The following is a 13883-nucleotide window of genomic DNA, read 5'->3' as shown; positions in this document are numbered from 1 at the left end:
TACTTTATCTCCATTTCCTCACATAAATTAGTGAGTTTCTTCCTTTTTGTGTAAAACACGCCATCAACTTTTATAGCTGACGTTTCGCCATTTTAATTCAGCACCCTTTTCATCAGCTCATTTCCTTCACATAACTTTCTATAAAACTTATTTCTTTATCATCAAGTTCATATTTTTTATAAAGCTGAAGATCAATTTCATGGATTGATTTAGACCAATCTATATCTGACGTATCATTAAAAACTTGCATCGGAACCTTACCCCATGTAGGTTTGGGATTATTTTGAGTAACCTTTAGTACCCCTAGCATTGTTCTTGCATATTTAGTCTTCAGATATTTTGCAGCCGCCTCAGCCTCTAACATCGAATCTGATTCCACGATAGATATAAAGGTTTCTGCAAATCCAACATTAGGAGATATAACAACAGGCTTTCCCATAATTCTTGCCGGCACAGGGTTTCCTAATTGTCCAGCAGCGCCGTCTGCCTTCGAAACAAGAACTTTATATCTAATTAGATTATCTACATAATCCACATAATCTTTTCTGAACCATCTGTATGTACGTTCATTTTTATACGGACCATATATCTGTATATATTCTTTCCCATCATTTGGTTTATTCTCAGTAAATAATTCAGGCATTCGTTCAAAAGCACTAGGAGCTATTCTTCGATCTGCAGTTCTTTCCATTTCTTTTGGATGCTCCATGTACACTAAATCAGAATATTTATAAAGTCCTCTATTGGTTACCGTATCAGATAAATATTTTTTTGTGATTTTTTCTGTTTTCTTTAATATCGTATTTAATTCCTCAAAAGGAGTGAAAACCCCTACTGGATCAAAAGACGCACTTTCATCATAATATGTAACAGCAACGCCCCCCGCGATGGATGTGTTTCTAAAAACATTTGATGCTGAACCTTCGTACTTCATTATTTTAAAATGTGTATCGCTTAGCATCTTTTCGTTCCATTCTTTTGGGGTTCCACCAGCATTAAAGAGAAATCTTGCAGGTGTAATCAATTCAACTTTTCGAGCTACATTTATGGCAGCATCATAAAAGAAATGATAAACAGGTGTATCGTTTGCATTGGCTCCTACCGATTTTTTTTGATAAGGTGGATTTCCAATGCAATAATCAAAAAGCTTTTTATTCATAGCCTTGTCTCCTTTGCAATCCTTATACAACAAAGACTCATTAGAACGCCAATTATATATTCTACAAGGTATATCTTCCATATATTCTGGCTCATTATCATTTTCAAACATCTCAAATATATTAAATTGGTGATTAATCTCATTTAAACTGCCTTTAGGAACAACATCCAGAAGACCATCCATCTGCCAAAGATTCCATGATATAATTGTTGAAACCTTTTTTACAATCTTTATATCAGGTTCCTCCAAGAAACGATCCATGTAATAATCCACAAAAGATAGCAGCATATTTATCCTTGCTATTAATAGATTATCACCCTGATATTCAAATCCATAACAAGCCTGAATTGCCCGTATTGCCCACTTTAACCATTCCTCATCTGAAGCGTTTTCATTAACTATCCGCATTTTTCTATCTAGTATACCTATACGCCTCATTGGAGGACGAATCAGATTCCCTGTCGCCATATCATACCTAGATACAAGAAATGGAGCTTCACCACATGTGATTTCTAACCGTCTTGAGTCCACGTACTTCTTCCAATTTTTCCCTTTAGGAAACTCTATTTTATCCTTAACAACTTTCCATTTATGGTCTTCACGTTCTATATTGAATACTTCTTTTCTGCCAAACCACTGCTCATCGCAATAGTTGTTCATGTGGTTACACAGCCAAACAGGAGTAAATACTTCTGCCTTTTTTCTAGTTCTCTGTTGTTGTTCTTCCATAGACTTACTGATTCTTGGCTGTAAAACAAGGGAATCAAAGCCTATAAGATCAACCATTTCTATGGTATCAGTATCTTTATATTTGCCACTATTTGTATATGTATCAGTAGCCCATATGATATTTTTTCCGGTAGTCTTATCTATTAAAAGATATTTCAATACTTTATTGATAGGATAAGAATTTACATTGATAAGCTTGTCCATAGAAACCTCTGTACTGCAAAAATATTACATTTATTATACTTTAATTATGTTCTATCTAAAAGATTAATGATTACATCTGAGGCAATATGACGAAAAAATGCCAAAGGTTTCGACAACTAACAACATACTTAGTCTTATCTCTTTTTACTCATGCGAAATTGAAACTTCTTGTCTCCGTGAATCCTTTTATGCAGAAAATGCCATCATTCATAAAGGCCCTAACATCATCTTCAAACCCTTGCCTTGAAAGGTAATCTACCCGCTCTAAAACATCATTCCATTTCTTTCGGAACACTTCGAGATCCATACCACACATCTCAGAGACTTCCTTTTCGCTGTATCCTGCGGCATATCTTATACGGATATCGATGTTCCTTAGCATCAGTGTCTTTTTGTTCGGCATCCTAACCATTTTGTCCTCCTGATTCTCTACCGGTCACGCTCTTCGTGACCACTACTCTATACTTTCAATATATGCATCCGCCATTGTATTGGTCACGGATGCTTTTTGATGTAAGAAGAAGCAAATCCTTTCCAATGAGTCTTTTCTGTTCTTCTTATCCTAAAAATATCGTAGCAAATAAGGTGAGAAAAAAATGTACATAAAAAGAGAATATATGTTTGCATATTAAAACGCCCATATTGGCAAAATTTCATAGTTTTGCCAATATGGGTATCGTGTATTATGTTTTGTTATTTATATTGATATTATCCTACTCTATAGTCTTTAAGAACTTCTCTATTAATATCCAGTCCTGCACCAGGTGTTTCTGACGGACTGACTGTTCCATCATCATTAAGCCGAACAGGATTCTTCCATGCTTCATAGACTTTCGCGTCATACTGAGGCGGATAAAACTCCGCAATCGTGGCATTAGGTAAAGCACAGTCTATATGGACATGAACCTGCTGTTGTCCATGTGGGCTAAGAACTATTCCATTAGCATCTGCCATTGCCGCAACCTTCATAATTTCGGTAATGCCTCCCATACATTCTGCATCAGGATTCATAATGGATATCGCCTGTGTATTTATAAGATCACGATAACCGAAACGGGTTGCTTCATTTTCTCCCGCAGCAATTGGAATATATGATTTTGCTGAAATTTTTTTGTAACCGTCATAGTCATCCTGTTCAACAGGTTCTTCAAACCAGTAGATATCATATTCTTCTGCCTTTCTTGCAAACTCAATGGCTTCAAAAAATTTATACGCACAGTTTGCATCAACCATAAGCTTGATGTCTTTACCGATAACTTCCCTTACCGCTTTTACACGTTCAAGATCTTCCTTTATTGAAAGCGCTCCTACTTTCATTTTGACGGCTTTTGCACCCCAGCTTACGTATTCTTCCATTTCTTTCTGTAATTCAGGTATTCCCTTTCCTGGACCGTAATATCCACCGGCTATATAGTAAGGTATCTTTTCCTTAGCTCCGCCCAGTAATCTGTATAGCGGCATCCCCGCAACCTTTGCCTTAATATCCCAGAGTGCGATATCGATTGCTGAAATAGTCCAAAGGGAATTACCCTTTCTCCCTAGAAACTTTGGTACATACATTTTCTGCCACAGTTTCTCATGATCCAGAGGATTCTCACCGATCAAGGTTTTGCCGATCCTTTCAGCGAAATTAATTTCCCAACTGCATCCATATCCTGTTATTCCTTCATCTGTTTCAATCACAAGCAGATTCAGTTCATTATCAGTAAATATATGTTTCCCGTTTGCAATTGGCTTTGCCTTAGGCCATTTATATTTTTCTACATGTATATCTGTTATTTTCATTCTAAATTAAATCCCTTTACTTAATTAAAATACCGGAAGTACTGTCATTGTGAAGCCAATATATATTGCAGCGAAAAGTACCGAGGGAAGTGCACTCTGCTTTACGAGAGACTTAATATCATATCCGCCTGCACCCATCATAATAGGAACAGCGCTTGTGGCCATTGGAGTCATATACGCTGTAAGACCGGCTGCTGTTATCAGAACAATCAATCCTGTTGGATTACCACCTATTGCCTGACAGGTCATTATGACTATAGGTGTGAAGATATTGATGATAGCCTGATTCTGCATGAACTGTGTTAATAAGAAAGGAATAAGGAAGAATATAGCACCAAGAATATACTGATTCTGAACGTTTCCTACAACATTAGCAAGAACATCTCCAATAACCTGACCTGCGCCGGTCTGAGTAAGAGCTCCTGCCATAGAAAGTGCCCCAGCGAGCATACATGCAAGATCAACAGGAATAGCCTGGATAGCTTCATTCTTTGTTAAAGTACCACACACAATATCAAGAACAGCTCCTGCGAGTGCTGCCTGCCATGCAGCAATTCCTAACTTGTTACCAAAGAAAATAAGTAAAACTACAAGTCCAAATATCATTACACCTGCGATGTCAGAAAAACGATTGAGTGGCTTCTTCTCTTTTGTTCCAGTTATCTCAACTCCGATTGGCACTGTGGGTTTTTCCGGAGACATCTTTAACCCAAGGGTGATAGCCCATAATGGAATGATCAATAGAAATGGCCAGCGACCAATTGTGAAATCAATGGGGTTAAAATTTATTCCCAGATTATAGGTCTCGTAAAGACCCTGATTGATACCGCCTTGAGAAATGGCTGCGCCAAAAGGAAGGATACAGCAACATCCGACACAAACAACACCTAAAGGGAACATTACCTTTGAAGGAGATACTCCGTACTCTTTACATGCTTCAGCAGCAAGTGGGAATACTATACAGAAAACCGCTCCAGGACTCGTCATGAGATTTGTAAGTATCATAGCTAAAACCATATATACAAAAATGGTTCTTTTAAAGGAATTGCCGGTGATCTTACATATAAACTTTGAAAATTTATCAATGAGACTTGTGCGGCTTAGACCGGCTGATACAACAAACATTGAAACTGTCATAACCAGATTCTTGTCGCCAAAATATCCAAGTACATCCTTTGCCGGAAGACAACCAGTTATACTTATGGCAAGCATGGTCATAAGTCCCACAACACCCATAGGAAATTTATTAAGGCCATATAATATAAGAGAAACTACGAAAATTAAGATACATATAGTTAACTGTGACATACTCACTCCTCCTTACTGGTCACATACTGATCCGTCCAGGTTGAGCCTTGCACTTACTGCATGAGGACGGAATGGAAACTTTTCTTCTACATCGTTTATAAGATCAATGCCTAAACCGGGCTTGTCAGGTACCATAAGATATCCGTCCCTGAATTCCGGTATTTCAGTGACCATATCTACCTGCCTTAAGGAAACATTATTTCCCATCAGATTATCAGCCGTTGATGCCTTATATGGATCAGGATATTCACAGATCATGATATTCTCAGTTGCAGCTGCAAACTGAAGGACTGCATTTGTTGTAACAGGACTAAGCGGATTGTGCGGCACTAGACTCATATGATGAGCTTCTGCAAGATGGGCAATCTTCATCGCTCCTGTAAACCCTCCGCATACTCCAATCGATGCACGGATATAACTGCAAGCATGTTTCTCTATAAGCATTGCAAAGTCATAAAAGCTGGTAATACGTTCTCCGGTGGCAATAGGGATGTTGGAATGTGCTGCAACATATGCCATCTCATCATAATTGTCCGGTCTGATAGGATCTTCAAGAAACATGGGATTATATTTTTCCAGACGATGACTTAGCTGAACCGCAAGACCCGGATCAAGTCTCCTGTGAAGTTCAAGACAAAGATCGGTACTTTCGCCAACCGCTTCCCTCACCTTTGCAACTCTTCTTTCTGCCTTATATAGTAATTCAGTTGAGTTATCATGGAATGGCATATCTCTTGGTTCATCAAGATACGGGTTTAGATGACCTAGTGCTGTGAATCCGGCTTCTTTTCCCTTAACTGCATTTTCTACCAACTGTTCTTCTGTCTGACCTGCTGTGTGATTGTAAACGCGAACCTTGTCTCTGCATTTCCCTCCAAGCAAGCGATATACAGGAACGCCGAAATACTTACCGGCAATATCATAAAGAGCAATATCTATTGCAGAAACTGCCGCCATTACAACAGCACCTCTGAAATGACTGAATCTTTGCATATATTGCCAATGATGTTCGATATCAAGAGGATTTTTTCCTATAAGGTAGCTTTTAAATGTCTCTATAGCTGTCCCCGAAGCTTCAAGAAACCCCCATGCTCCGGCTTCTCCTATGCCATATATACCTTCATCTGTTTCAATCCTGGCAAAAACGCATCTGTTAGCGCGTATCACCTTTAAATCAGTAATTTTCAAACCCAATACCTCCTCCTTTTTCAAGAACCCTAATACTCATATTTAGCTTCACATCAAACATTTATCAGATGCGCCGGTATTAATGCTCAGATGCTCAGGTTCATTTATGGATGTATCTTAAATAAAAATCATGCTAAAATAAAATTGATTATAAGCAATGCATTGATAGCTTTAAGGCTATGGGTTTTACTTCCTGTACGCTAAAGGAGTTTTTATCACTAATACCCAAAGACGATACTTTAGGGTTCCCGCCTCGAATACGAAAGGAATTATTATGACTTTTGAAAAGCTTGATTATCTTATGATGGTTGCAGAGGAACGAAATGTTACTAAGGCTGCACGTCGTTTGTATATCTCGCAACCTACACTTACCAATTTTATTAACAATCTTGAAAAAAACCTTGGATTCAAGCTTTTTGACCGTTCCACAACTCCTGTAAAGATAACAACTGAAGGAAAAGCTTATATACAGAAAATGCATCAGCTTCTTTTAGAAGAGCAGCATTTGATAGAAAGCCTGCAGAAAAACTCACTGGCCAAGAATGAATTCAGAGTAGGAATCGGGCAGGTAAATTCTGAAGTAAGTATGCCTGGTTTGGTTGAAAGGATGTTAAAAAAGCATCCATTTTTAAATATCACTATTCATGAAAATCCGGAAAAAAGGATTCTAGAAGACCTGAAAAAAGACAGGATAGATCTGATGTTCGGCCATATATCTCTTGATACTGTTAACTTTGTCTTTGAAGAGATTACGGAGCAAAAGATGTGCCTGCTTATACCTGAAAATCTTTTGGATCCATACACTTTTTACCCTGAAAACAGAAGAGCAGAAGTTAACACCTATGATATTGCAAATAAAATATTCCCCAATAATTCACAAGATGATCCTGTGCAAATCGATCCGGAGATCCTATATAATATGCCCATTATCGAGCCGGATACATCACAGGCATTGTATATAAATCTAAGAAATCTTGCTTCGTCCTATCCGATACATCCAATAAGGGTATTAAGGACCGCAAATATGATAACTGCTACAACAATGCTTCAAATGGGTCTGGGATACATGTACACTTCGCCGGATCTTCTAACCCTTACACGTAATCCGAATTCCAAGAAGATTATTTACTGTAAACTTCCAAAGATGAAGATATCCCGAAAATACTATGCAATATATAAAGAAGATAATCCTAATAAAGAGTATATAAAAGAATCTATTGGCATCATGAAAGAAATAATGAAAAAATAACTTTAACCCAACCTAAAATCAGAAAAAGGAAGGGTGGATGTACCGACCCTTCCTTTAAAGTTCTTTGATTTAGCTCATTCTATGCGCTTTTCTTACTTTTGTTTTCACAATAGTCTTTATAGACCTTATCCACTGCCTCATAATCTCTGAGTTCGTCCTGTTTTACATAGGCTTCATATGCGATATCCTTAAGCTTCATAGCCTCTTCCACTGACACATTATGCTTTTCCATAAACCGTTCCATCATGTATCCTTTCAGAAACCGCTTATGTCCCTCGTAGTCCTCATCAGACCTGATTTTCTTCCACTCTTCTTCAGTTACCGCCTGAAATAATCCGTCAACCTCCGTATCTTTCAGCAATAAGTATTTCTCCATGGCTTCTTCCTTGGTTTCTGCATTGATAATCACTTCCTGCTTTGGAATTATCCTGTATATCATAATTTCCTCTTTCTACAGCACGCAGCTGCTAAATACTGCATCATCCAAAAATACGTATGCTCCACGAGCTTTTCTATAATGAACCATATCTCCGGATGACTTGTTTATGTTACAGGATAATTATGGAAAGAGAAATCCAGTATAAGAAAAAGGTGTTTACAAAGCTAGGTACTCGCACAGTCAATCATTTGCAGATATAAGTATATATTTATATATATTCGTTATTCGCATACGGCTTTAATTAATTTAATGCGGTCACCAATGTCTCCTGCCCTCCAATCTAAGGACATCGTATCAATTTCTGGGCTGGTTTTATTTCCATGTTTTTCTATTAAATTGTCCTGAATCTGCCGATAAGCCCAATAGGAAGTATTTGATTTTACTGAACATGATCTCAGGAGGTTTGCCATGTCAAAACTAACAATCAATGATGCCCTCACCACTTATGGGAAACAGATCAGAAAATATACGATGAGAATGAGCGAAGTTCGTCATGAGAAGGAATCATTGGCGAAGATAATGGAAGAAGAGCCGGAAAAAGCCGATGTCTTAAAGGAAGATTATGACCGGTTGGAACTTAGCTACCAGGCACTTTCGAAAAAACATAAGGAATACTGTGATTATACGGCCATGGTCACAGAACTTCAGGCATCCCTCCAGAATATACAGGCTGCAAAAAATGAAGCTGACGCTTATGCCAAGGAAAGCGAAGAAATGAGCAAATGCATGCAGGTAGCCATTCGTTACGGTAAAGGAGACCGTGTGCCAGCAAAGGATCTAAAGAAACTGATGGAAAAGTTCCCGGAACTATACACCATGGCAGAACAAATGCGGATGATGTCTGAGAAAACCAAAAAGAAACATAAGTCTCTTTGGGAAGACGAAGAGGAAAAGCCGAAAGATCAGACGGATATAGGCGAAACCGAAGCACCTGAAGGTGCCCCGGAAATAGTAGAAGCTGATGCTGCAGCTTCGGATGCCGGAGGAACCGGCTCGGAATAAAACAAAGAAAATGCCTGTGAAGATACTGCTATTACTTCACAGGCCTTTTTCTATATTATCTAAGGTCACTACATATTATAGTTTCTGTTACCGAATATTGCGGTACCGACTCTCACCATTGTGGCGCCCTCTTCTACCGCTACTTCATAGTCCCCGGTCATACCCATGGAAAGAACCGGGAGGTTGAAGTCAGAGTCTTCATTAGCAATAAGTTTTTCCTCATAAAGCTCATGCGCCAAAGCATTAAGCTTTCTAAAGAACAGTCTGTTGGTCTCCGGATCCTCTGTATAAGGTGCCGAAGTCATAAGGCCAAGGACCTTCACATGCGGTAGGTTTAATATCTCTTTACAGACATCCTTCACTGACTCTGTATTGAATCTATATATTTTGCTTTGGTATAATCATATATATTAAATAATATGGAAGGGAGTGAGTTACATGTTTTTTAGAGGAAAATGGAATTGGACTTTTGAGATGAAGGCGGCAGTATTTTTATGGATATTGGCATTGGTGGTCGATATCTTCATGGACAAATCTAGACCTGAAGTAATGTGGCTCCTTGTTATATCCCTGTTTTTGGCAAATACTATCGCAATTATCGAATATATAAAGATGGGTAAACCTAAAAAAGAATAAGAAAAAAGCCCTGAAGTTAATTGTTCTTCAGGGCTTTCGTTTCGCTTTATATCAAGCATTATTTTTTTTCTTCTATTTTTAATAACTGATAGCTGGTATCATCTCCAGGTATCTCCGGCTTTAAATCTTTCTTCCGGTTCCTGAGTTCAAGAACTGTTTTGTAAAGCCAATCATTATCATCTGGATCACCCATAATATCTTCTCCCCTGATGTATTGTTCCATAACACCGCTGAACTCCCAAATACCCAGCTTAGCCATTTTATCGAATATCTCTTTTCTCTTTGGGCTTAACTCATAATACTTAATGGCCCAATGAGCATCCTCTATGTCTGAAAACCCCTGAGTTACTATATTCTTCTTATTATCAATTACATCATATTTATCCGGCTCTGAAGAACTCGGTACAACATAATGTTTTCCGCACTTCAGACCATATATTCCATTTTTATATTCCTTAAGTTTTAAAGCCATTTAAACTTCCCTCTCCCACTGTGATCGTTCTAAAATTTTACCGTCGTTATCAAACGTTAGGTCGCTCATTAATCTGAGGAACGGACTAGATTTTGTTCGTTCCGGTGTAGCCTTGATTTTTCTCCAGTAATGATTGATAACATCACAGGCCCACGCATCCAAAAATCTTTTGGGTATTCTTCCAGGTACTAATCGTTCACTAAGCGACTCGATAAGAACAGCTATCTGTGTCTCTGTTACATCTCCGTACAATAATTCCATAACATTTGGATAAGCACTATTATCGATAGCAGCTTCCTTTGCCTTTCTGTACTCATCCATATGCTTTTGTTGTTCATTCTGAGCAACTTCAGGGAACACATCCTCGAAGGACATCTGCTTTGGTTCCTCAATGGTATCCGTGTCTTCTATATCCGATTCTGTCTCTCTCTTACCAGCTGATGTTATAGAAAACTTGATTGCAGCTGTTCCTCTGTGTTTGTTTCCTGAAAGATCATATTTAAGCGGTTCGTAATCTATGAGAATATCGCTATACTTATTAATCTCCTCTTTTGCCGGATCCAATACATCTCTCTTGAACTGGGAAAATCTGCTCCAGTTCTTAGGGATAAAGACAGTCTTTTTTTTGGTCTTTTGATCTAATTCTGTCTTGGCAAGTATGATGCAAATATCTTTTTCGGTTTGTGTATTAAACTCAAATATCCACTCATCGTTGTTTGCATAAGACTTAAGCAGTTCATATAATCTCGGAGAATACTCCTTTTGCATCTGATTGATATAACCGTACTTATACCTGGTTATAAATTTATGATTATCGGGATTATCAAGGTCAAACAAAAAAGGTGTCACAGTCTGATGAAACGTGAAATTCATTACTCGTGAGTCTGAATCCGTCTCAGCCAGGTCAATCCAGCCCGCTAATTTCCATTTATCCGATTCCTTATCTTTGATCCACCATTTATGACTTGCAAGACTCTGAATAATAAACCTTGCTTCGTTTAAGTCACTATTAGCTTTATATCCAAGTGTATTAAGGAATTTACGACAATCAAAACTATAAACAGTACCAGCGGTATCTTTCGGTTTCACAAGTCCAATAATAAAATTAAGCGCCTTGAACTCATTCTTAGTAAGCATAAAGCGTCCTTCCTGAATAAGTTCAGAACCTTTACGTATTGTATAATTTCTTGGATCATCAACTTTAATTGGATTTTTCGAACGAATAACTTTTCGTTCTGATCTTTTCTTTCTTGGCATAGTTTTCCTTAAACAATTTTTGCTAAATTAACGCACCTTTTGAATATAATTATAATATATTATGAGGGTTTTATGAGAAAATTTCAAGACCAATTTAACGCACCTTTCGTGTTTTTTCGCCCAAATTTACGCACCTTTTGAAGGTTTATGCCCAAATTTACGCACTTTTCGTATTTTACAGCCCAAATTAACACACTCTTTTATTCTTTTTATGCCCAATTTAACGCACCTTTTTATTCAATCATGCTAAAATAACACACTTTTGAAAGAATCAAAACCCACATAATCTATTACAGGGATTTTCCAAAAATGCTCTTTATTACGCGGATTTTTAGTGAGAAAAGTTGCGGTAGATTTTTAACTGAGCTTTTCAAATTAAAATAGATACGAAAAAGGCTTCCATCTAGATCAGGTTATCAAATAGGAACTGAAAGAATGGTGTCTGGAATCCGTTCAATTGACCCGGTGCTGATTTATTAATCACACCACATTTATGCCCAAATTAACGCACTTTTCTTATTTTCCAGCCCAAATTAACACACTTTTTCATACATTTAATGCTAATTAAACGCACCTTTTGCATTGTTTTGGCCCAAAATAACACACACTTTTATTTATTTCATGCCCAATTTGACGCACCTTTTTGTACATTCATGCTAAATTAGCGCACTTTTACAAGTATCAAAAACCATGAACTCTCTCACGGGGTTTTATTCAAATAGGAATTCTAATTGATATGAAAAAGACAGGCATATAGATCCGGCTGCATCATTGGACCGAACTATATAATTGTGTCAGGAATCTGGCCAACCAATCAAGGAGCGAATAATCTATTACAACACGTTTCTAGCCCAAAATAACGCACCTTTTCATATATTATGCCTAAAATAACACACTTTTGTTGTTTTCTTGCCCAATTTGACGCACCTTTTGTAACGATATCGCTCTTACACACTTTCCTCTATCAGATGCCCAAATTAACACATCTTTTAATCATTTAAGCCCAAAATAACACACCTTTTCTCTATTCAATGCCCAATTTAACGCACCTTTTGAACTTCTCTGACCAAATTAACACACCTTTTCAGGAAACTTTTGCCTAAATCACTATATCTTTTTAAAAAAAGTTCGGAGTTCGAACCAATACGACTGGATCTTGTAACACCAGAATCTATGAAGGCAATTATTGCCCAAATTAACACACTTTTATTCGTTTTTTGCCCAAATCTACGCACTATTCCGTATATCACGCCCAAATTAACGCACCTTTTAAGCTTTAATTCCCAAATTAACGCATCTTTTTCATGAGTCTTGTGCCCTAATCGATATAATTTTTCAATAAAGCTCCTGTGTTCGAACCAGTAATCCTGAATCATCTAAAATCAGCCTATAAGAAGCCCAATATTGCCCAAATTAACACACCTTTTACTGCCTTGTTATATTTACACACAGTTTATTGTTTTTGCCCAAATTAACGCATATTTTGAATTATAATAGTTTCAAATGACAGTCTTTTTAGCTGTTTCATGCCCAAATTAACGCACCTTTTATAACCTTGGCCGAGCATATTTCCAGCAAAATTTCAGATAGAAATGTCCAAAAACTCGTCTTTAAGGATGAATATTAGGTAGGATCTGTAAGATTTTATGAGAACTAAAAGAATCTTGTTTTATATTCAAGTAAGATCAGACTGTACAGAAAAGATTATGAGATAATATCCCTATCCGGATTTCAAAAAATGCTAATTTAACACACCTTTTTGCTAATTTAACGCATCTTTATGCCCAGAATTACGCACCTTTTTGCCCAAATTAACGCACTTTTATGCCCAAATCTACGCACCTTTTCCGGACTTTCTTCTTAATAAAATAATACTTACTAATACTTATATATACTAAATAATACTACTACCACCACATACTGTTTTCTGTGGTAGTGGTTTTTAAACGCTTTAACTAAGAATTCAAATTAAAAAGCAGTTATTTGTCTGTTGGAGTCTGTTCGGTAATGCTAAGAAGCTTTTCTACAATCAGACGCTCTGCCCAATCAGGACATTGTCTCTTTCCGCCTTCCCAGTTTTCTATAGATCTTTTTGGTATACCCAAAAGATCAGACATTGATTGTTGCGTTAATCCGGCTGCTTGCCGTGCTTCTTTAATTGTCATTTAAAAGATCCTTTCTAGTAGACAGGAAGGCACTCTCCTATTCCATCTTGTTTTACTCGGTAAAGCGTGTCTCTGGAAGTATATGGTGTTTAAAACACGATAATAATATTTGTCAAATTATACCTTATATTTTTCAATTGATGTAGAAAAAAGCGGACAATATAAGTCAAAACGTCATAATTAAAATTGACGCTAGAATAAAGACGTATTCTAAAATAGTCAGTAATTCATCACTTGATCTTAAAGTTCAAGTGATGAGATGTGAAAATATAATATATATATATATATAT

12 protein-coding genes and 1 pseudogene are annotated in these 13883 nt (G+C 37.2%); 3 read left to right on the top strand and 10 right to left on the bottom strand.

Translation table 11 applies throughout. The features are described from left to right. Window positions 1–112: 112 nt before the first annotated feature. The 5 genes from BLV86_RS15175 to BLV86_RS15155 all read right to left on the bottom strand — a co-directional run bounded on the left by BLV86_RS15175 (window position 113) and on the right by BLV86_RS15155 (window position 6373). The gene (locus BLV86_RS15175; RefSeq protein ID WP_090819210.1) at window positions 113–2092 is read right to left on the bottom strand and encodes an Eco57I restriction-modification methylase domain-containing protein; all 1980 of its coding nucleotides are present in this window, start codon (window positions 2090–2092) and stop codon (window positions 113–115) included. A gap of 148 nt (window positions 2093–2240) precedes the next feature. Next, the gene (locus tag BLV86_RS15170; protein ID WP_090819207.1) at window positions 2241–2504 is read right to left on the bottom strand and encodes a hypothetical protein; all 264 of its coding nucleotides are present in this window, start codon (window positions 2502–2504) and stop codon (window positions 2241–2243) included. A gap of 296 nt (window positions 2505–2800) precedes the next feature. Beyond that, window positions 2801–3877 carry a mandelate racemase/muconate lactonizing enzyme family protein gene (locus BLV86_RS15165; protein ID WP_090819205.1) on the bottom strand — a complete coding sequence of 359 codons (1077 nt, stop codon included), beginning with the start codon at window positions 3875–3877 and terminating at the stop codon, window positions 2801–2803. A gap of 24 nt (window positions 3878–3901) precedes the next feature. After that, complete coding sequence (locus BLV86_RS15160; protein ID WP_090819203.1) at window positions 3902–5185, bottom strand: SLC13 family permease; 1284 nt, start codon at window positions 5183–5185, stop codon at window positions 3902–3904. Window positions 5186–5197: 12 nt separating this feature from the next. After that, window positions 5198–6373: a mandelate racemase/muconate lactonizing enzyme family protein gene (locus tag BLV86_RS15155; protein ID WP_090819200.1), complete on the bottom strand. Its 1176-nt coding sequence runs from the start codon at window positions 6371–6373 to the stop codon at window positions 5198–5200. Window positions 6374–6647: 274 nt separating this feature from the next. Here BLV86_RS15155 and BLV86_RS15150 point away from each other — a divergent pair, with 274 nt between their 5' ends. Then, entirely contained in the window at window positions 6648–7622 is a 975-nt protein-coding gene (locus tag BLV86_RS15150) for a LysR family transcriptional regulator (RefSeq protein WP_090819197.1), read from the top strand. Between the two features lie 79 nt (window positions 7623–7701). On the opposite strand, the gene BLV86_RS15145 is transcribed toward BLV86_RS15150, so the two are convergent. After that, window positions 7702–8061, bottom strand: a complete 360-nt coding sequence (locus tag BLV86_RS15145; RefSeq protein WP_090819194.1) for a hypothetical protein — start codon at window positions 8059–8061, stop codon at window positions 7702–7704. A 408-nt stretch (window positions 8062–8469) separates the two neighbouring features. Here BLV86_RS15145 and BLV86_RS15140 point away from each other — a divergent pair, with 408 nt between their 5' ends. Beyond that, entirely contained in the window at window positions 8470–9063 is a 594-nt protein-coding gene (locus tag BLV86_RS15140; protein ID WP_090819191.1) for a hypothetical protein, read from the top strand. Between the two features lie 68 nt (window positions 9064–9131). Here the strand turns inward: BLV86_RS15140 and BLV86_RS15135 are convergent. After that, window positions 9132–9431 (bottom strand): annotated as a pseudogene (locus BLV86_RS15135) (alanine racemase); the annotation flags it as partial. A 70-nt stretch (window positions 9432–9501) separates the two neighbouring features. Here BLV86_RS15135 and BLV86_RS15130 point away from each other — a divergent pair. Further along, window positions 9502–9699, top strand: a complete 198-nt coding sequence (locus BLV86_RS15130; protein ID WP_090819185.1) for a hypothetical protein — start codon at window positions 9502–9504, stop codon at window positions 9697–9699. Between the two features lie 58 nt (window positions 9700–9757). Here BLV86_RS15130 and BLV86_RS15125 read toward each other — a convergent pair whose 3' ends face one another. From BLV86_RS15125 to BLV86_RS15110, 3 genes are all read right to left on the bottom strand, one after another. Further along, window positions 9758–10171 carry a hypothetical protein gene (locus BLV86_RS15125; RefSeq protein WP_090819182.1) on the bottom strand — a complete coding sequence of 138 codons (414 nt, stop codon included), beginning with the start codon at window positions 10169–10171 and terminating at the stop codon, window positions 9758–9760. Then, window positions 10172–11428: a replication initiation protein gene (locus tag BLV86_RS15120; protein WP_090819178.1), complete on the bottom strand. Its 1257-nt coding sequence runs from the start codon at window positions 11426–11428 to the stop codon at window positions 10172–10174. A 1979-nt stretch (window positions 11429–13407) separates the two neighbouring features. Further along, window positions 13408–13593, bottom strand: coding sequence for a helix-turn-helix domain-containing protein (locus BLV86_RS15110; protein WP_090819172.1), 186 nt, complete (start codon window positions 13591–13593; stop codon window positions 13408–13410). Window positions 13594–13883: the final 290 nt, after the last annotated feature.

Origin of the sequence: Oribacterium sp. KHPX15, assembly GCF_900107835.1 — a bacterium.
Taxonomy (GTDB): Bacteria; Bacillota; Clostridia; order Lachnospirales; family Lachnospiraceae; genus Oribacterium.
This window is presented reverse-complemented; position numbering and strand designations above follow the sequence as displayed.

Excerpts from the sequence above, each read along its gene's own strand:
- BLV86_RS15175 (WP_090819210.1), bottom strand. The coding sequence starts at position 2,092 with ATGGACAAGCTTATCAATGTAAATTCTTATCCTATCAATAAAGTATTG.
- BLV86_RS15170 (WP_090819207.1), bottom strand. The coding sequence starts at position 2,504 with ATGGTTAGGATGCCGAACAAAAAGACACTGATGCTAAGGAACATCGAT.
- BLV86_RS15165 (WP_090819205.1), bottom strand. The coding sequence starts at position 3,877 with ATGAAAATAACAGATATACATGTAGAAAAATATAAATGGCCTAAGGCA.
- BLV86_RS15160 (WP_090819203.1), bottom strand. The coding sequence starts at position 5,185 with ATGTCACAGTTAACTATATGTATCTTAATTTTCGTAGTTTCTCTTATA.
- BLV86_RS15150 (WP_090819197.1), top strand. The coding sequence starts at position 6,648 with ATGACTTTTGAAAAGCTTGATTATCTTATGATGGTTGCAGAGGAACGA.
- BLV86_RS15145 (WP_090819194.1), bottom strand. The coding sequence starts at position 8,061 with ATGATATACAGGATAATTCCAAAGCAGGAAGTGATTATCAATGCAGAA.
- BLV86_RS15140 (WP_090819191.1), top strand. The coding sequence starts at position 8,470 with ATGTCAAAACTAACAATCAATGATGCCCTCACCACTTATGGGAAACAG.
- BLV86_RS15130 (WP_090819185.1), top strand. The coding sequence starts at position 9,502 with ATGTTTTTTAGAGGAAAATGGAATTGGACTTTTGAGATGAAGGCGGCA.
- BLV86_RS15125 (WP_090819182.1), bottom strand. The coding sequence starts at position 10,171 with ATGGCTTTAAAACTTAAGGAATATAAAAATGGAATATATGGTCTGAAG.
- BLV86_RS15120 (WP_090819178.1), bottom strand. The coding sequence starts at position 11,428 with ATGCCAAGAAAGAAAAGATCAGAACGAAAAGTTATTCGTTCGAAAAAT.
- BLV86_RS15110 (WP_090819172.1), bottom strand. The coding sequence starts at position 13,593 with ATGACAATTAAAGAAGCACGGCAAGCAGCCGGATTAACGCAACAATCA.